Below are 17,708 nucleotides of genomic sequence, written 5' to 3'. Positions count from 1 at the left end.
CCCCTCCCCCATTAGATCTCCACACGGCTGATCATCAGGCCCGGCCGATGGCCGCGAATTTGGCTTGGGTATGTTCAGCCAGCACCGCGGCGGGCAATTCCACCTCCAGCCCTCGCCTCCCGGCACTGACAAAAATCGTTGCAAAGGGTTGCGCAGTTTCGTCGATAAACGTGCGCAAGCGCTTCTTCTGCCCCAGCGGGCTGATACCGCCCAACAGATAGCCAGTAGACCGCTGCGCTGCCGCCGGGTCTGCCATTTCGACCTTTTTTACGCCAGCCGCATGGGCAAGCGCCTTCAAGTCCAAACTTCCGACGACCGGCACCACCGCCACCAACAATTCGCCCTTCTCGCTGCTCGCCAATAACGTCTTGAACACCTGCGCCGGGTCGAGGCCCAATTTCTCCGCAGCTTCCAGACCATACGACGCCGCCTTGGGGTCATGTTCATAACTGTGAATGCGATGTTCGGCGCGAACTTTTTTCAACAAATCCAGTGCGGGCGTCATGGCGTCTCCGGCAGGGAAAACAGGTGCCCAATTCTAGGCCAAGCGCCGGCAAAACGCTCTAGTCCAAGCACTGCTGGGTCACAAGCTCGGTATAAAGGGCGTGATCATTCACCAGACCAATAGTTCGAAAGTGACCAATGGTTCACTTTCGACCTTTGACAGCGGTCATTCTTGTCTATATTTTTTCGTTTCCGAATACTGTAGGAATAGTCCATCAGTGCTCCAGCAGTAAGCCGCGGCTAAGGATGGGGATCCTCGTCACGGTGAAAATCGCGCAACCGCCCGTTGAGGCAGTGCGCCAGACAAGAACAACAACTGAGGTTTTCCATGACAACTGCTCTTCAACAGCCTTCACTTTCGAGCCAATGCATGGCCGAGTTCCTGGGCACTGCGCTGCTGATCTTCTTCGGTACCGGTTGCGTCGCTGCGCTCAAGGTCGCGGGTGCTAGCTTTGGGTTATGGGAAATCAGCATCATCTGGGGGATCGGTGTCAGCATGGCGATCTACCTGAGTGCCGGTATATCCGGGGCTCACCTCAACCCGGCGGTAAGTATCGCCCTGTGCCTTTTTGCCGACTTCGAAAAACGCAAACTGCCCTTCTATATTCTCGCCCAGGTCGCCGGCGCATTCTGCTCCGCCGCACTGGTGTACACGCTCTACAGCAATCTTTTTTTCGATTACGAACAAACCCACCAGATGGTCCGTGGCTCCCAGGCCAGCCTGGAACTGGCGTCGGTGTTCTCCACCTACCCCCATGCATTGCTGAGCACGGCCCAGGCATTCCTGGTGGAAATGGTCATCACCGCAATATTGATGGGCGTGATCATGGCCCTCACCGACGACAACAACGGCCTGCCTCGCGGCCCGCTGGCCCCGCTGCTGATCGGTTTATTGATCGCCGTGATTGGTAGCGCCATGGGCCCGCTGACCGGCTTTGCGATGAACCCGGCACGGGACTTCGGGCCCAAGCTGATGACCTTTTTCGCCGGTTGGGGTGAAATGGCCTTTACTGGCGGTCGCGATATTCCTTACTTCCTGGTACCGATATTCGCCCCGATTGTCGGTGCTTGCCTCGGTGCTGCCGCCTATCGCGGGCTGATCGCTCGCCACCTGCCGAGCGCAGCACCTGCTATAGCTGAAACACCTGACACGGCTGTCAACGGCAAGACTCGTATTTCCTGAAAGCGCCAGCCTGGTCCCCTGCCCTTCACGGCCCAGGCTGATTTCTGACTTCCTTATTTCGTTCAAGGCAATTGACATGACCGACCTTCAGAATAAGAACTACATCATTGCCCTCGATCAGGGCACCACCAGTTCGCGGGCGATCATCTTCGATCGCGACGCCAACGTGGTGTGCACCGCGCAACGTGAATTCGTCCAACACTACCCGCAGGCCGGCTGGGTTGAGCATGACCCGATGGAAATCTTCGCCACCCAAAGCGCGGTGATGGTAGAGGCGCTGGCCCAGGCCGGTTTGCACCATGATCAGGTTGCCGCCATCGGTATCACCAACCAGCGTGAAACCACCGTGGTCTGGGATAAAATCACCGGTCGCCCGATCTACAACGCCATCGTCTGGCAGTGCCGACGCAGCACCGAAATTTGCCAGCAACTCAAGCGCGACGGCCATGAGCAGTACATCAGCGACACTACCGGTCTGGTTACCGACCCGTACTTCTCCGGCACCAAGCTCAAGTGGATCCTCGACAACGTCGAAGGCAGCCGCGAACGTGCGCGCAATGGCGAGCTGTTGTTCGGCACCGTCGACAGCTGGCTGATCTGGAAATTTACCGGCGGCAAGACCCACGTCACCGACTACACCAACGCGTCGCGCACCATGCTCTTTAACATCCACACACTGGAGTGGGATGCGAAGATGCTGGAGATTCTCGACATCCCGCGGGAAATGCTCCCCGAAGTGAAGTCGTCCTCCGAAATCTACGGCCGCACCAAAAGTGGCATCGCCATTGGCGGTATTGCCGGTGACCAACAGGCCGCGCTGTTCGGCCAGATGTGCGTCGAAGCCGGCCAGGCCAAGAACACCTATGGCACCGGTTGCTTCCTGCTGATGAACACCGGCGACAAGGCGGTGAAATCCAAGCACGGCATGCTCACCACCATCGCCTGCGGCCCCCGCGGTGAAGTGGCTTACGCTCTGGAAGGCGCGGTATTCAATGGTGGTTCCACTGTGCAATGGCTGCGTGACGAGCTGAAAATCATCAACGACGCCCACGACACCGAATACTTCGCCGGCAAGGTCAAGGACAGCAACGGCGTGTATCTGGTACCCGCCTTTACCGGCCTGGGCGCACCGTACTGGGACCCGTATGCCCGTGGCGCGCTGTTCGGCCTGACACGAGGCGTACGCGTAGACCACATCATTCGTGCGGCGCTGGAGTCGATTGCCTACCAGACCCGCGATGTACTCGATGCCATGCAACAGGACTCGGGCGAACGCCTCAAGGCCCTGCGCGTGGACGGTGGTGCGGTCGCCAACAACTTCCTGATGCAATTTCAGGCCGACATCCTCGGCACTCAGGTCGAACGCCCACAAATGCGCGAGACCACTGCCCTCGGCGCCGCCTACCTGGCGGGCCTGGCGTGTGGCTTCTGGGGCAGCCTGGAGGAGTTGCGTGGCAAGGCGGTGATCGAGCGCGAGTTCGAACCACAGCTGGATGAAGCGGCCAAAGAGAAACTCTACGCCGGCTGGCAAAAAGCGGTGAGCCGCACCCGTGACTGGGAACCGCACGAAGGCGCTGAATAAGGTTGTAACTGGCAGGGAGCGGATTCCTGCGTCATCATGGGCCACTTTTGTATGGCAGCCCAAAGGACGCCCCATGAATCTGCCTCCCCGCCAACAACAAATCCTCGAACTGGTCCGCGAACGCGGCTACGTCAGTATCGAGGAAATGGCGCAGCTATTCGTTGTCACCCCGCAAACCATCCGCCGCGATATCAACCAACTGGCGGACGCCAATCTGCTGCGCCGCTACCACGGCGGCGCGGCCTATGACTCCAGTGTCGAGAACACCGCGTACGCCATGCGGGCCGATCAGATGCGTGACGAGAAGCAACGCATCGGCGAAGCCATCGCCGCTCAGATTCCCGATCATGCCTCGCTGTTCATCAACATCGGCACCACCACCGAATCCATCGCTCGTGCGCTGCTCAATCACAGCCACCTGAAAATCATCACCAATAACCTCAACGTCGCCACCATGCTCAGTGCCAAGGACGACTTCGATGTGTTGCTGACCGGCGGCAACGTGCGCCGCGATGGCGGCGTGGTGGGCCAGGCCAGTGTCGATTTCATCAATCAGTTCAAGGTCGACTTTGCCCTGGTCGGTATCAGCGGGATCGACGAGGACGGCAGCCTGCTGGACTTCGATTACCAGGAGGTACGGGTTTCCCAGGCCATCATCGCCAATGCGCGGCAGGTGATCCTGGCGGCGGACTCCAGCAAATTCGGGCGCAATGCCATGATTCGCCTGGGGCCGATCAGCCTTGTGGATTGCCTGGTGACTGATCAACAGCCAGTGCCCGCATTGGTGCAAGTGTTGAATGAGCATAAGGTGCGGCTCGAGGTCGTGTAGCGCCTGCACTGCCGCCATCGGGAGCAAGCCCCCTCCCACATTTTGAGCTGTGAACACATACCAAAGTGGGAGGGGGCTTGCTCCCGATGGCGATCTATCCAGCACTCAACCTCTTGAGTCTTCCCCCGACTCATGTTCACAAATTTTCCTTTTCCTGCCCTTCGATGAGTTTTTTCAATCGAAGTAAGCTGGCTGTGCCCGCATTTATCAGCTACCATTTTCGCAAATGAACATTAATGTTCGAATTCCAAGACGAAAAGATCGCGAGGCTAGCCGATGAACCCTTCCACCTTGCCTGCTCCACCGCTTGCCGAAGTCTATGACGTTGCCGTGATTGGCGGCGGGATCAACGGCGTCGGCATTGCAGCAGACGCAGCCGGGCGCGGTTTGTCGGTATTCCTTTGCGAAAAGGATGACTTGGCCAGCCACACGTCTTCGGCCAGCAGCAAGCTGATCCACGGTGGCCTGCGTTATCTGGAACATTACGAATTCCGCCTGGTGCGTGAAGCCCTCGCCGAGCGTGAAGTACTGCTGGCCAAGGCCCCGCACATCGTCAAGCAAATGCGCTTCGTACTGCCACACCGCCCGCACCTGCGCCCGGCGTGGATGATTCGTGCCGGTCTGTTCCTTTATGACCACTTGGGCAAGCGCGAAAAGCTGGCAGGTTCCAAAAGCCTCAAGTTCGGCGCCGACAGCCCGCTCAAAAGCGAAATCACCAAGGGCTTTGAATACTCCGACTGCTGGGTCGACGACGCCCGCCTGGTGGTACTCAACGCCATGGCTGCCCGCGAGAAAGGCGCGCACATCCACACCCAGACTCGTTGCGTCAGCGCCAAGCGCAGCAACGGCATGTGGGAAATGAACATGGAACGTGCCGACGGCAGCCTGTTCTCGATCCGCGCACGCGCGCTGGTGAATGCCGCCGGCCCGTGGGTAGCCAAATTCATCAGGGACGACCTGAAGCTGGATTCACCTTACGGCATCCGCTTGATCCAGGGCAGCCACCTGATCGTGCCAAGACTGTACGAGGGCGCCCACGCGCATATCCTGCAGAACGAAGACCAACGCATCGTCTTCACCATTCCGTACCTGAACCACCTGACCATCATCGGCACCACCGACCGCGAATACACGGGCGACCCGGCTAAAGTAGCGATTACCGAAGGTGAAACCGACTACATGCTCAAAGTGGTCAACGCGCACTTCAAGAAGCAGCTGAGCCGCGAGGATATCGTCCACACGTATTCCGGCGTGCGCCCACTGTGCAATGACGAGTCGGACAACCCATCGGCCATTACGCGTGACTACACCCTGTCGCTGTCCGGCGGCTCCGGCGAAGCGCCGATCCTGTCGGTATTCGGCGGCAAGCTGACCACCTATCGCAAGCTGGCCGAATCGGCCATGGCCCAACTGGCGCCGTACTTTACCCAGATGCGCCCAAGCTGGACCGCCACCGCCAGCCTGCCCGGCGGCGAAAACATGAGCACGCCTGAAGCGCTGGCCGAAGCCATCCGCAACAAGTTCGACTGGGTGCCGAGCGAGATCGCCCGTCGCTGGTCCACCACTTATGGCAGCCGCACCTGGCGCCTATTGGAAGGCGTGCAATCGCTGGCCGACCTCGGTGACCACCTGGGTGGCGGCCTGTATACCCGCGAAGTCGACTACCTGTGCGCCGAAGAGTGGGTGACCCAACCGCAGGACGTGCTGTGGCGCCGTACCAAGCTTGGCCTGTTCACCACACCGCAGGAGCAGGAAAACCTGCAGCGTTACCTGTCCAAGGTCGAGCAGAGCCGCAGCAAGATCGAAGCGGCCTGACCGCCCAATTGTAGGAGCGAGCTTGCTCGCGAAAAACCTGAGAGCGCCGCGTTTATTCAGCATAAACGCGGCGTTTTTGCGTTTTTCGCGAGCAAGCTCGCCCCTACGGACTATTCGGTTTTCCGAACACACCCCTCCACCCTATTCGGTTTGCCGGACCTCCGCCTGAAAATATCGCCGAAACAAAAAGTTAATCTCCATATAAATCATGTAGTTACCCTTTTATTTTCGGTATGGCACGACTCATGCTCTACACTCTCTGACGATTACCTGAGGCGCCTTAGGAGCCGTCACGGGCATTCGCTATACAAGAGAGCCGTTCACCTGGCTTCATAAAAAAAACAAATGTCGAGGAAGTATTGATGCGTATCGTTCCCCATATCCTGGGCGCAGCTATCGCTGCTGCTCTGATCAGCACTCCAGTTTTCGCCGCAGAACTCACCGGCACGCTGAAGAAAATCAACGACTCCGGCACCATCACTCTCGCTCACCGCGACAGCTCTATTCCGTTTTCCTACATTGCGGATGGTTCGGGCAAACCCGTGGGCTACTCCCACGACATTCAGTTGGCCGTCGTTGAACAACTGAAAAAAGACCTGAACAAACCCGACCTGAAAGCCAAATACAACCTGGTGACCTCGCAAACCCGTATCCCGTTGATCCAGAACGGCACCGCGGATCTGGAGTGCGGCTCCACCACCAACAACGCCGAACGCGCCCAGCAAGTCGACTTCACCGTCAACATCTTCGAAATCGGCACCCGCCTGCTGGTCAAGAAAGACAAGGAAGGCAAGCCGTCCTACGCTGACTTTGCCGACCTCAAAGGCAAGAACGTCGTGACCACCGCCGGCACCACGTCCGAGCGCATCATCAAGGCGATGAACGCCGACAAGCAGATGGGCATGAACGTTATCTCCGCCAAAGACCACGGCGAATCCTTCCAGATGCTCGAAAGCGGCCGTGCCGTTGCGTTCATGATGGACGACGCGCTGCTGGCCGGCGAAGAAGCCAAGGCCAAGAAGCCGGATGACTGGGTTATCACAGGCACCCCGCAGTCCTTCGAAGCCTATGCTTGCATGGTTCGCAAAGGCGACCCGGACTTCAAGAAAGCCGTGGATGACGCCATTGTCGCCCTGTACAAGTCCGGCGAGATCAACAAGATCTACGCCAAATGGTTCGAAAGCCCAATCCCACCGAAGGGCCTGAACCTGAACTTCCCGATGAGCGACAAGGTCAAGGAGCTGATCGCCAACCCAAGCGACAAACCAGCGCCAGAAGTAAAAATCTGATACCTGACTAAGCTTATCTCCTGAGGGAGCCAACCCTCCCTCAGGCGTCTGTAATTACCTGCTAGCTTCAACTTGGAACACTCGACCTGGCGGTTTTCGAGCCGATCGCGTGTGCCTGGCATTCATTGTCGGGCGGAAAAGGATCTTCCCAAGCGGGTGCTTGTACATCGATCGATCTCGAGGGGAGACCCTAATGAATTACAACTGGGACTGGGGCGTGTTCTTCAAGTCCACCGGCGTGGGCAGCGAGACTTATCTCGACTGGTACATCTCCGGGCTGGGCTGGACCATCGCCATCGCCATCGTGGCATGGATTATCGCCTTGCTGCTGGGCTCCATTCTGGGGGTCATGCGCACGGTGCCAAACCGCCTCGTGTCGGGCATTGCGACCTGCTACGTAGAACTGTTTCGTAACGTGCCGCTGCTGGTTCAGCTGTTCATCTGGTACTTCCTGGTACCGGACATGCTGCCGCAAAACCTGCAGGACTGGTACAAACAAGACCTGAACCCGACCACCTCGGCCTACCTGAGCGTTGTGGTGTGCCTGGGCCTGTTCACCGCCGCCCGTGTGTGTGAGCAAGTACGTACAGGCATCCAGGCGCTGCCACGTGGCCAGGAATCCGCCGCGCGCGCCATGGGCTTCAAGCTGCCGCAGATCTACTGGAACGTGCTGCTGCCCCAGGCGTATCGCATCATCATTCCACCGCTTACCTCCGAATTCCTCAACGTGTTCAAGAACTCCTCCGTGGCGTCCTTGATCGGCTTGATGGAACTGCTGGCGCAAACCAAACAGACCGCCGAGTTTTCGGCCAACCTGTTTGAAGCCTTCACCCTGGCCACGCTGATCTACTTCACCCTGAACATGAGCCTGATGCTGCTGATGCGCGTAGTGGAGAAGAAAGTCGCAGTGCCCGGCCTGATCTCCGTGGGGGGTAAATAATGGACTTCGATTTCAGCGGCATCATCCCCGCCATCCCGGGCCTGTGGAACGGCATGGTCATGACCTTGAAGCTGATGGTCATGGGCGTGGTCGGCGGCATCATCATCGGGACCATCCTGGCCCTGATGCGCTTGTCGTCCAATAAACTGCTGTCGCGTGTGGCCGGCGCCTATGTGAACTACTTCCGCTCGATCCCGCTGCTGCTGGTGATCACCTGGTTCTACCTGGCGGTGCCGTTCGTACTGCGCTGGATCACCGGCGAAGATACGCCGATCGGTGCGTTCACTTCCTGCGTCGTGGCATTCATGATGTTCGAGGCTGCGTACTTCTGCGAAATCGTGCGGGCCGGCGTGCAGTCGATCCCCAAGGGCCAGATGGCAGCGGCACAAGCGATGGGCATGACCTACGGCCAGACCATGCGCCTGATCATCCTGCCCCAGGCGTTCCGCAAGATGACGCCGTTGCTGCTGCAACAGTCGATCATCCTGTTCCAGGACACCTCCCTGGTCTACACCGTGGGCCTGGTGGACTTCCTCAACTCCGCCCGCTCCAACGGCGACATCATCGGCCGCTCCAATGAGTTCCTGATCTTTGCCGGTGTCGTCTACTTCATCATCAGCTTTTCCGCCTCGCTGCTGGTCAAGCGTCTGCAAAAAAGGTTTGCCGTATGATCTCTATCAAGAACATCAACAAGTGGTATGGCGACTTCCAGGTGCTGACCGATTGCAGCACCGAGGTTAAAAAAGGCGAAGTGATCGTGGTGTGCGGGCCCTCCGGCTCGGGCAAGTCCACCCTGATCAAGTGCGTCAACGCGCTGGAACCGTTCCAGAAGGGCGACATTGTGGTCGATGGCACCTCCATCGCCGACCCGAAGACCAACCTGCCAAAACTGCGTTCACGCGTTGGCATGGTGTTCCAGCACTTCGAGCTGTTCCCGCACCTGACTATCACTGAAAACCTGACCATCGCGCAGATCAAGGTGCTGGGCCGCAGCAAGGAAGAAGCCACCAAGAAGGGCCTGCAACTGCTCGACCGCGTGGGCTTGTCGGCACACGCCCACAAGCACCCTGGCCAGCTCTCCGGCGGCCAGCAGCAACGTGTGGCGATTGCCCGCGCCCTGGCCATGGACCCGATCGTCATGCTGTTCGACGAACCGACCTCGGCGCTGGACCCGGAAATGGTCAACGAAGTGCTCGACGTGATGGTGCAACTGGCCCATGAAGGCATGACCATGATGTGCGTGACCCACGAAATGGGCTTCGCGCGCAAAGTGGCCGACCGCGTGATTTTCATGGACGCCGGCAAGATCATCGAAGACTGCCCGAAAGAAGAGTTCTTCGGCGACATCAGCGCACGCTCCGAACGTGCGCAGCACTTCCTTGAGAAAATCCTGCAGCACTAAGTACTAAACAGCTCCCACTGTAGGAATATGGCCAATGTGGGAGGGGGCTTGCCCCCGATAGCGGTGGATCAGTGACAGATGTATCGACTGACACACTGCTATCGGGGGCAAGCCCCCTCCCACACTGGATCGCACAGGCTGGCAGCTCTGGTTGACCCAAGGCATCTGTGATGAAATGCGACCCCAATCAATATCGCGCCGCGCCGCCATCACTTGCCGTGAAGCCTCGTCTGATACGCCAACTGTTCCTTCCGCCGTTGATCATCGCCCTGATGATCGGCCTGGGTTATATCGGCTTTTGGGTCAGCGAGTACTATGGCATCCGCACCCTCAGCGACAACGGCGAACGCCAGTTGGAGTTGCACGCCCGCACCGTCGAAAGTGAACTGAGCAAATACACCTATCTGCCCAGCCTGCTGGAGCTGGAGTCCAGCGTGTCGCAATTGCTGGCCGAGCCGAACCAGGAAACCCGCAAAACGGTCAACGACTACCTTGAGGGCCTGAATCGTCGCAGTCGCAGCCGAGCCATCTACGTGATGGACACCACCGGCCGCGTGCTGGCCACCAGTAACTGGCGCGATGCCGACAGTTACCAGGGTGAGGACCTGTCTTTTCGCGCCTATTTCCAGAATGCCGTACGCGGCCAGCCCGGCCGTTTCTACGGTATCGGCAGCACCAACGGCGAACCCGGCTATTACCTGGCCCATGGCCTGGAAGAGCACGGCAAGATCATCGGCGTCGCCGTGGTCAAGGTGCGCCTCGAAGCCCTCGAAGAACGCTGGCAGCGCGCCCGTCTCGAGGCGTTCGTGAGCGACGAGAATGGCATCATCATTCTGTCCAGTGACCCGGCGCGCCGCCTCAAGGCTGTACGCCCGCTGAGCGATGACACCAAGGATCGCCTGGCCCACAGCCTGCAATATTACTGGGCGACGCTCAATGAACTGCAACCCCTGGCCCGCGAGCGCCTGAACGAAGGCACCGAGAAACTGACCTTCCCGGCCAATTCGGAAGTGGTCAACGACCAGCACGCCGTCAGCTACCTGGCGCAAACCCGACCGCTCAACGACACGCCGTGGAATTTCACCCTGCTCACCCCGCTCAATGATCTGCGCCGTGCCGCGATCAATCAGGGCATCCTGGTGGCAGTTGCCTTCGGCCTTGTCGCCTTCCTGCTGATTGCCTGGAACGAGCGACGCAAGGTCATCGCCACCCGCCTCGCCGCTCGGGAAGCCCTGCAGGAAGCCAACAGCCAACTGGAGCGGCGGATCGCCGAACGCACCGCCGACCTGCGCGCCAGTAACGAACGGCTCAAGGGCCAGATCCGCGAACGGCGCCAGGCCGAAGAGACCCTGCGCCGCGCCCAGGACGAACTGGTGCAGGCCGGCAAACTCGCCGCCATCGGCCAGATGTCCACCAGCATCGCCCACGAGTTGAACCAGCCGCTGGCCGCGCTGCGCACCCTGTCCGGCAATACCGTGCGCTTCCTTGAGCGCGGCGCCCTGGACACCGCCAGCACCAACCTCAAGACCATCAACGAACTGATCGACCGCATGGGCCGTATCACCGCCAGCCTGCGCTCGTTCGCCCGGCGCGGCGATGACCAGGGCGAAGCCAGCCTGGGCAAGGCCGTGGACGCTGCGTTCCAGGTGCTGGGCGCACGCCTGGACGGTTTGCCACTGACCTTGCACCGCGACTTCGCACCCGCCCAGTTGCAGATCGACCAGACACGCCTGGAACAGATTCTGGTCAACCTGATCGGTAATGCTCTGGACGCGATGCAGACGCAACCGGCGCCGCAATTGTGGTTGGAGGGCCAGAGTACCGAGGGCAAATACCGCCTGCTGGTACGCGACAATGGTCACGGCATCGCCCCTGAGGCACGCAAGCATTTGTTCGAACCCTTCTTCACCACCAAGCCCGGCGAACAAGGCCTGGGCCTGGGCCTGACCCTGTCCGCGAGCCTCGCAGCCGCGACCGGTGGCAGCCTGGCCGTGGAACACCCGGCCGGTGGTGGTACTGCCTTTGTCCTTAACCTGCCGCTGGCGGGCGCTAAAAAAGTTGAGTCGACATGAATACTGATCCCCAAGAACTGACCGTGCTGATCGTCGAAGATGATCCCCACGTGCTGCTCGGTTGCCAACAGGCCCTGGCGCTGGAAGACATCCACAGCGTCGGCGTGGGCAGCGCCGAAGAAGCGCTCAAACGTATCGGCGAAAACTTTGCCGGCATCGTCATCAGCGATATTCGCCTGCCGGGCATCGATGGTCTGGAGCTGCTGACCCGCCTCAAGGCGTTGGATAAAAGCCTGCCGGTGGTCCTGATTACCGGGCATGGCGATATTTCCATGGCCGTCGGCGCCATGCGCAACGGCGCCTACGATTTCATGGAAAAACCCTTCTCTCCCGAGCGCCTGGTCGACGTTGCCCGTCGCGCCCTGGAGCAGCGTGGGCTGGCGCGAGAGGTCTGGTCACTGCGCCGCCAGTTGGCCGAGCGTGATTCGCTGGAAGGCCGCATCATTGGCCGCTCGCCGGCGATGCAGAACCTGCGCGAGCTGATCGCCAACGTCGCCGACACGTCGGCCAACGTGCTGATCGAAGGTGAGACTGGCACTGGCAAGGAGCTGGTTGCCCGTTGCCTGCATGATTTCAGCCGACGCCACTCCCATCAGTTCGTCGCCTTGAACTGCGGGGGCCTGCCGGAAAACCTGTTCGAAAGCGAAATTTTCGGCCACGAGGCCAATGCCTTCACCGGCGCCGGCAAACGCCGCATCGGCAAGATCGAACACGCCCACCAAGGCACGCTGTTCCTCGATGAAGTGGAAAGTATGCCGATCAACCTGCAGATCAAACTGCTGCGGGTGCTGCAGGAACGCACCCTGGAGCGCCTGGGTTCGAACCAGAGCGTGGCAGTGGATTGCCGGGTAATCGCTGCCACCAAGTCCGACCTCGACGAACTGAGCCGCGCCAACCAGTTCCGCAGCGACCTGTACTACCGCCTCAACGTGGTCACCCTGGAACTGCCGCCTTTGCGCGAGCGGCGCGAAGACATCCTGCAACTGTTCGAACACTTCCTGCAGCAATCGTCGCTGCGCTTCGACCGGGCGGTGCCGGAGCTGGACAACCAGACCTTGTCGAGCCTGATGAGCCACGACTGGCCGGGCAACGTGCGTGAACTGCGCAACGTCGCCGAACGTTTTGCCCTGGGGCTGCCCGCCTTCAAGAAAAGCGGCGCCAGCAGCGGCAACCATGGCCTGGCCTTTACCGAAGCGGTAGAAGCCTTTGAGCGCAACTTGCTGGTGGACGCCCTGCAGCGTAGCGGCGGCAACCTGACCCAGGCCAGCCAGGAATTGGGCATGGCCAAGACCACGCTGTTCGACAAGGTCAAGAAATACGGGTTGAGCCACTGATGGATCTGTTCTTGAAGGCCGCACTTGGCGCGGCGGTGGTGCTGATCCTGGCGGCACTGGCCAAGACCAAAAACTATTACATCGCAGGCTTGGTGCCACTGTTTCCGACCTTCGCGCTGATCGCCCACTACATCGTCGGCAAAGGGCGTTCGGTGGAGGATTTGAAGACCACCATCGTGTTCGGGATGTGGTCGATCATTCCGTACTTTGTGTACCTGGCAACCTTGTATGTGATGGTCGATCGGATGCGACTGGAAGCGTCCCTGGCAGTGGCCGCCGTGGCCTGGTTGATGGCCGCCTCGATCCTTGTCAGCATCTGGGTTCGCCTCCACTCCTGACTCAACTCGGTAAGAAATGTGGGAGGGGGCTTGCTCCCGATAGCGGTGGATCAGGGAAATATGTACTGACTGACACACCGTTATCGGGAGCAAGCCCCCTCCCACATTTTTTAGCTACGCAGCATCAGCGGACTATTTTGTCGACCTGAATGCCCAGTTTCTTCAGTCGATACCAGAAACTGCGCTCGGAAATCCCGATCCGCTGCGCCGCCGCGGCCTGCACCCCGTTGCTCTCCTGCAACGCCGCCAGAATGTAGGCTTTCTCCACCTCGGCCAGCGCCGCATCCAGATCCTGCGGCACGCCCGGGCCGTCGCTGAGGATCGCCGTCACATCGCCCTCGCTCGGTTTTGAAGCAAACAGATAACCCGGCAAATCAATATCCTCGATCACCGGCGACGCTGCCACGATGGTCGCGCGCTCCACGCAGTTTTGCAGCTCGCGGATATTGCCCGGCCAGTGATACGCCGCCATCGCCTGCAATGCCTCGGGGCTGAAGCCGGTAGTGCGCTTACCGGCGGTGGCGCTCAAGGTCTGGGCGAAATGCCGGGCCAGGGGCGCGATATCTTCCACGCGCTCACGCAGGGCCGGCAATGGAATCGGGAAGACGTTGAGGCGGTAGTAGAGGTCTTCGCGAAACTCTTTGTTCGCCACTGCGTCCAGCAGGTTCTTGTTGGTGGCGGCAATGACCCGCACATCCACCTTGCGCTCGCGTGGGTCGCCCACCGGCTCGATGACCCGCTCTTGCAAGGCGCGCAAAATCTTGGCCTGCAACGCCAGGGGCATGTCCCCCACTTCATCGAGGAACAGCGTGCCCTTGTCGGCCTGCATGAAGCGCCCTACCCGGTCGGCCACGGCGCCGGTGAAGGCGCCTTTGCGATGGCCGAACATCTCGCTTTCCAGCAAACCTTCGGGAATCGCCGCGCAGTTGACGGCCACAAAGGGTTTGTCGGCGCGGCTGCCATGCTTGTGGATGGCGCGGGCGACCATTTCCTTGCCGGTGCCGCTTTCGCCGGTCAGCAGGATGGTTGCGCTGCTGTCACGCACCGAATCCACGGCTTGCAGCACCTTGCGAAACGCCGGGCTGTCGCCCACCAGGCTGTCGAACTGCGCATGTTCATCCAGCTCGGCGCGCATCCGCGCGTTATCGCGCATGATGTCGCGAAATTGCAGGGCCTTGGCCACGGTGATGTCCAGCTCGTCGATATCGAACGGCTTGGCGATGTAGTCATAGGCACCGTTGCGCATCGACTGCACGGCATTTTTTACCGTGCTGTAGGCGGTCATCACAATCACCGGCACCTGTGGATAGCGCACCTTGATCTCGGCCAGCAATGCCGGCCCGTCCATGCCCGGCATACGCCAGTCGCTGATCACCAGGTCGATGTCCTCCTCGCCCAGCACCTTGAGCGCATGCAGGCCGTTGCCCGCGCTGAACACCTGGATACCGTTCTGGCTCAGGGCCTGGGTCAGCAAATCACAGAGCTTGGGCTCGTCGTCCACCACCAATACGTTATGCGTCATGCCCGTCCTCATCCTCGCCGTCGTCTTCACCGTTAGCCGGAATGTACAGGCTGAAGGTGGCGCCGGCATCTTTCTCACTGGCGCATTCGATGCTGCCGTCGTGACTTTCCATGATCGAATAGACTTTGGCCAGGCCCAGTCCGGTGCCCGATGCCTTGGTGGTGACAAACGGCGTGAAGATACGCTCGACCATATCCGCCGGGATACCCTGGCCCGTATCGGCGATGCTGATCACCGTGTTGTCGCCCACGTTGCGGATGCCCAGGGTCAGGCGCCCGCCTTCGGGCATCGCGTCGATGGCGTTGAGTATCAGATTGAGGCAAGCCTGCTTGAGCTGCTTGGCATCGGCATAGATCGTGGCGTCGGGCGCCTGATCGTCAATCTGTGCATCAATATTGTGAGTGCTCAGCTCCGGGCCGCAGAAACCGAGGATTTCTTCCACCAGGGCACGTACCGGCTGCAGCACGCGTATCGGTGGATTGGGTTTGGCGAAATCGAGAAACTCGGTAATCAGCTCGTTGATGCGGCTGACCTCGCTGATGACGTACTCCAGGTGACGCTTATCGGTTTCCGCGAGGTCGGCCCGCCGATGCAACAATTGGGTGGCGGTCTTGATGATGCCCAGCGGGTTGCGGATTTCATGGGCCAGGCCCATGGCGACTTCACCCAGGGCATGCAGCCGATCACGCCGGCGTAGTTGGGCTTCCAGGTGGTGCAGTTCGCCGAGGCGCTCGGTCATGTGGTTGAAGGTGCTGCTCAACTGCGCCAGTTCATCACCGCCACTGACCACCACGCGATGCGCGTAACTACCGGAGATCACCGCGTTCACACCTTGGGACAAGTCGCGCAGCGGTTTGGTCAGGCGCTGCGACACCAGCACCCCAGCCGCCAGTGACAGCGCCGAGCTGAGCAGGAAGATCAGCACGAACAGGTTGCTCTGGTTCACCAGCCCTACCAGGCTGGTGTGACGCAACAGGCCGCTGAATATAACGCCTTGCAGTTCGCCGGCATCATTGAAGATCGGCCAGTACAAACCGCTGTACTGGTTAGTGAATTGCTCGCTGGGCTGCTTGGTGCTGCGCAGCGCGGCCTCGACGTTCTTCGGGATGCGCGAAGGGTGATTCTCGAAACGCTGGGTGGAAAATATCTCGGAAAAACCCGCCGGGTTGGCCAGGTACAAACGCAGGTCCAGGGAGTGCACATCGGCCACGCTGGTGAGGAAACTGCTGTCCAGGTAGGTCGCCACCAACAACAGGTAATCAACGCCATCGCGGCTGGTCTCGAAGGTTGACACCACCAGCCCCGTGCTCACCCCCGCGACTTGCACGGTCTGCAGCACGGCATTGCTGGTCAGGTTGATCTGCCTGACGATGTCATCGGCGGCTGTGCTGAACACCACTTTGTGGTCGCTGGTGCGAATCAGCGCGACCACGTCGATATCGGTGGCATCGGCAATGTCGGCGGTCAGCCGGTCATGCTTGGCCGCCTGTTTGGACGACGGTGGGCTGGTATAGCGCAAGAACAGCTTGGCCATGCGCGCGTTGTCATGAAGGATGTCACCGATCTCATCCTTGACGATCTTGGTCGATTCTTGCAGCCAGATACGCACGTTGCTGTCGAAAATCTGCGACAGCGTGGTGGCGGCCAGCTCAGCGGCGATCATGGTCGGAATAACGCTGACCAGCCAGAACGCCAGCACCAGCTTGCGCTGGACGCTCCAACGCGAAATGGCAAAGGGGCGGGCTTTCTGGCGGGTCTTGGTGATCATCAGGTTTCGCTTATCGCAGCAGCCATGGCAGGGTCGGAACGATCCGGTCGAATAAACAGTTTTACAAGCTTGAGCAGGCCGTTGACCAGCCGGTTGCGGTGGCGGAAGAACAGGCTGTTGCCCTCGAACTCGCACCCCAGCCGCAGTTTACTGGCATACCCGGCCTGGCCGCACTCGTACACCGGGATATTGTGCTCAATACAATAGTCGACATTGGTCAGCCAACTGCGAAAGTACAGGTTGTACTCACGGCTGAATTCGATGTCGTGGCCAAAGAACTTATCCACCAGCCGCTGCTCATCCAGCAGGATCAGGTTGAACGCCACCAGGCGTTCGTCCACCCAGTAAAGAACACAGACCGCCCGTTCGTGAAGGTGTTCAAGCACGCCGGTGAAGTAAGCGGCAGGCAGGCGCTCGAACTGTAGATCTGCGCGCGCAAGCGTGGCCTCGTACAGGCGCATGATCTGGGGCAGCACATCATCGACGTTGTGCCGCCACTCGATGCGCGGCCCGGGTGCCCGTAGCTTGCGACGCAGGTCCTTGCGCGTGGATTTGCCCAGCGAGCCCAGGTACGCATCCACCGACCCATAGGGCAACGGCAACACCCCGGTCGGCAAGCTCGGCATGGTCTGAAAGCCGGCCGCACGACAACTGTCGGCCCAATGCGGGTCGTTGGTCGGCGCGTCCTTGACCGCCACCAGCCCAATACCGAAATGGTCGGCATCCCGACGCGCAGCCGCCAGTAACTGGCGCAACAACAACGCGCGGCGGGCCTCGGGCACATGGCTGGCGACCCCCGCATCACAACGCTCAGCCACCGGCGAACCAATGGCGTACAGCGCCAATTGCAAAGCCTGCGGCCACAGGCGAGCCAGGCGTTCGGTCACGCGCTTGCCCGCCCCCGACACCGTGGTGTCGAGGCGATAATGGGTAATGAACGCAGCAGCCACAGCCACTAACGTTTCATCTTCGTAGACCGCCAGGTAACGCCACTGAAAATCATCGATAGCGGCGTTTTCCACGGCCAGATAATAGTCCCAATCCTCCAGGGCACCGGGAAAACAATCATTCCAGGCATCGCGCTGGATCGCCCGGATGGTCGGGAAGGCTTGGGTGGTTATCACAGATTG

The 17,708-nt window shown here is 60.0% G+C and carries 15 protein-coding genes; 11 read left to right on the top strand and 4 right to left on the bottom strand.

The features are described 5' to 3' along the window. Positions 1-34: 34 nt before the first annotated feature. A complete protein-coding gene (gene ybaK, locus E4O97_RS09165; RefSeq protein WP_005785257.1) occupies positions 35-505 on the bottom strand; it encodes a Cys-tRNA(Pro) deacylase in 471 nt (156 codons plus the stop codon). Positions 506-832: 327 nt separating this feature from the next. Here ybaK and E4O97_RS09160 point away from each other — a divergent pair, with 327 nt between their 5' ends. The 11 genes from E4O97_RS09160 (at position 833) to E4O97_RS09110 (ending at position 13,288) form a co-directional block, all read left to right on the top strand. Further along, positions 833-1,687 (top strand): MIP/aquaporin family protein, encoded by an 855-nt coding sequence (locus E4O97_RS09160; RefSeq protein ID WP_005785255.1) that lies wholly within the window; start codon positions 833-835, stop codon positions 1,685-1,687. A 76-nt stretch (positions 1,688-1,763) separates the two neighbouring features. Further along, positions 1,764-3,269, top strand: a complete 1,506-nt coding sequence (gene glpK, locus E4O97_RS09155) for a glycerol kinase GlpK (protein ID WP_005785253.1) — start codon at positions 1,764-1,766, stop codon at positions 3,267-3,269. 73 nt (positions 3,270-3,342) lie between these two features. Continuing rightward, entirely contained in the window at positions 3,343-4,098 is a 756-nt protein-coding gene (locus E4O97_RS09150) for a DeoR/GlpR family transcriptional regulator (RefSeq protein ID WP_003188962.1), read from the top strand. A 276-nt stretch (positions 4,099-4,374) separates the two neighbouring features. Continuing rightward, entirely contained in the window at positions 4,375-5,913 is a 1,539-nt protein-coding gene (gene glpD, locus E4O97_RS09145; protein WP_078820410.1) for a glycerol-3-phosphate dehydrogenase, read from the top strand. Positions 5,914-6,275: 362 nt separating this feature from the next. Next, positions 6,276-7,202 carry a glutamate/aspartate ABC transporter substrate-binding protein gene (locus tag E4O97_RS09140; RefSeq protein ID WP_005785249.1) on the top strand — a complete coding sequence of 309 codons (927 nt, stop codon included), beginning with the start codon at positions 6,276-6,278 and terminating at the stop codon, positions 7,200-7,202. Positions 7,203-7,395: 193 nt separating this feature from the next. Beyond that, positions 7,396-8,142, top strand: a complete 747-nt coding sequence (locus E4O97_RS09135; RefSeq protein ID WP_005785247.1) for an amino acid ABC transporter permease — start codon at positions 7,396-7,398, stop codon at positions 8,140-8,142. Continuing rightward, complete coding sequence (locus E4O97_RS09130; RefSeq protein WP_003188954.1) at positions 8,142-8,813, top strand: ABC transporter permease subunit; 672 nt, start codon at positions 8,142-8,144, stop codon at positions 8,811-8,813. Before E4O97_RS09135 ends, E4O97_RS09130 begins: the two co-directional genes overlap by 1 nt. Beyond that, positions 8,810-9,544: an amino acid ABC transporter ATP-binding protein gene (locus tag E4O97_RS09125; RefSeq protein ID WP_003188952.1), complete on the top strand. Its 735-nt coding sequence runs from the start codon at positions 8,810-8,812 to the stop codon at positions 9,542-9,544. The genes E4O97_RS09130 and E4O97_RS09125 overlap by 4 nt, the downstream gene beginning before the upstream one ends. Before the next feature lie 170 nt (positions 9,545-9,714). Continuing rightward, complete coding sequence (locus tag E4O97_RS09120) at positions 9,715-11,616, top strand: sensor histidine kinase (RefSeq protein ID WP_032877539.1); 1,902 nt, start codon at positions 9,715-9,717, stop codon at positions 11,614-11,616. Beyond that, complete coding sequence (locus E4O97_RS09115; RefSeq protein WP_032877540.1) at positions 11,613-12,950, top strand: sigma-54 dependent transcriptional regulator; 1,338 nt, start codon at positions 11,613-11,615, stop codon at positions 12,948-12,950. Before E4O97_RS09120 ends, E4O97_RS09115 begins: the two co-directional genes overlap by 4 nt. Next, complete coding sequence (locus E4O97_RS09110; RefSeq protein ID WP_034118321.1) at positions 12,950-13,288, top strand: GlpM family protein; 339 nt, start codon at positions 12,950-12,952, stop codon at positions 13,286-13,288. The genes E4O97_RS09115 and E4O97_RS09110 overlap by 1 nt, the downstream gene beginning before the upstream one ends. 124 nt (positions 13,289-13,412) lie before the next feature. Here E4O97_RS09110 and E4O97_RS09105 read toward each other — a convergent pair whose 3' ends face one another. The 3 genes from E4O97_RS09105 to E4O97_RS09095 are packed head-to-tail and all read right to left on the bottom strand — an operon-like array spanning position 13,413 to position 17,702. Next, entirely contained in the window at positions 13,413-14,810 is a 1,398-nt protein-coding gene (locus E4O97_RS09105) for a sigma-54 dependent transcriptional regulator (protein ID WP_078820408.1), read from the bottom strand. Further along, positions 14,800-16,578, bottom strand: coding sequence for a HAMP domain-containing sensor histidine kinase (locus tag E4O97_RS09100; RefSeq protein ID WP_216090813.1), 1,779 nt, complete (start codon positions 16,576-16,578; stop codon positions 14,800-14,802). The genes E4O97_RS09105 and E4O97_RS09100 overlap by 11 nt, the downstream gene beginning before the upstream one ends. Continuing rightward, on the bottom strand, positions 16,578-17,702 hold the full coding sequence (locus tag E4O97_RS09095; RefSeq protein ID WP_032877545.1) for a GNAT family N-acetyltransferase: 1,125 nt from the start codon (positions 17,700-17,702) through the stop codon (positions 16,578-16,580). Before E4O97_RS09095 ends, E4O97_RS09100 begins: the two co-directional genes overlap by 1 nt. Positions 17,703-17,708 lie beyond the last annotated feature (6 nt).

The sequence above is a fragment of the Pseudomonas sp. W15Feb34 genome (assembly GCF_023127765.1).
Lineage (GTDB): Bacteria > Pseudomonadota > Gammaproteobacteria > Pseudomonadales > Pseudomonadaceae > Aquipseudomonas > Aquipseudomonas synxantha_A.
Note: the sequence above shows the minus strand (reverse complement) of the source record. Positions and strands in the feature narration are given on the sequence as shown.

Excerpts from the sequence above, each read along its gene's own strand:
- E4O97_RS09135 (WP_005785247.1), top strand. The coding sequence starts at position 7,396 with ATGAATTACAACTGGGACTGGGGCGTGTTCTTCAAGTCCACCGGCGTG.
- E4O97_RS09115 (WP_032877540.1), top strand. The coding sequence starts at position 11,613 with ATGAATACTGATCCCCAAGAACTGACCGTGCTGATCGTCGAAGATGAT.
- E4O97_RS09105 (WP_078820408.1), bottom strand. The coding sequence starts at position 14,810 with ATGACGCATAACGTATTGGTGGTGGACGACGAGCCCAAGCTCTGTGAT.
- E4O97_RS09125 (WP_003188952.1), top strand. The coding sequence starts at position 8,810 with ATGATCTCTATCAAGAACATCAACAAGTGGTATGGCGACTTCCAGGTG.
- E4O97_RS09120 (WP_032877539.1), top strand. The coding sequence starts at position 9,715 with ATGAAATGCGACCCCAATCAATATCGCGCCGCGCCGCCATCACTTGCC.
- E4O97_RS09110 (WP_034118321.1), top strand. The coding sequence starts at position 12,950 with ATGGATCTGTTCTTGAAGGCCGCACTTGGCGCGGCGGTGGTGCTGATC.
- E4O97_RS09150 (WP_003188962.1), top strand. The coding sequence starts at position 3,343 with ATGAATCTGCCTCCCCGCCAACAACAAATCCTCGAACTGGTCCGCGAA.
- E4O97_RS09140 (WP_005785249.1), top strand. The coding sequence starts at position 6,276 with ATGCGTATCGTTCCCCATATCCTGGGCGCAGCTATCGCTGCTGCTCTG.
- E4O97_RS09100 (WP_216090813.1), bottom strand. The coding sequence starts at position 16,578 with ATGATCACCAAGACCCGCCAGAAAGCCCGCCCCTTTGCCATTTCGCGT.
- E4O97_RS09130 (WP_003188954.1), top strand. The coding sequence starts at position 8,142 with ATGGACTTCGATTTCAGCGGCATCATCCCCGCCATCCCGGGCCTGTGG.
- ybaK (WP_005785257.1), bottom strand. The coding sequence starts at position 505 with ATGACGCCCGCACTGGATTTGTTGAAAAAAGTTCGCGCCGAACATCGC.
- E4O97_RS09160 (WP_005785255.1), top strand. The coding sequence starts at position 833 with ATGACAACTGCTCTTCAACAGCCTTCACTTTCGAGCCAATGCATGGCC.
- glpD (WP_078820410.1), top strand. The coding sequence starts at position 4,375 with ATGAACCCTTCCACCTTGCCTGCTCCACCGCTTGCCGAAGTCTATGAC.
- glpK (WP_005785253.1), top strand. The coding sequence starts at position 1,764 with ATGACCGACCTTCAGAATAAGAACTACATCATTGCCCTCGATCAGGGC.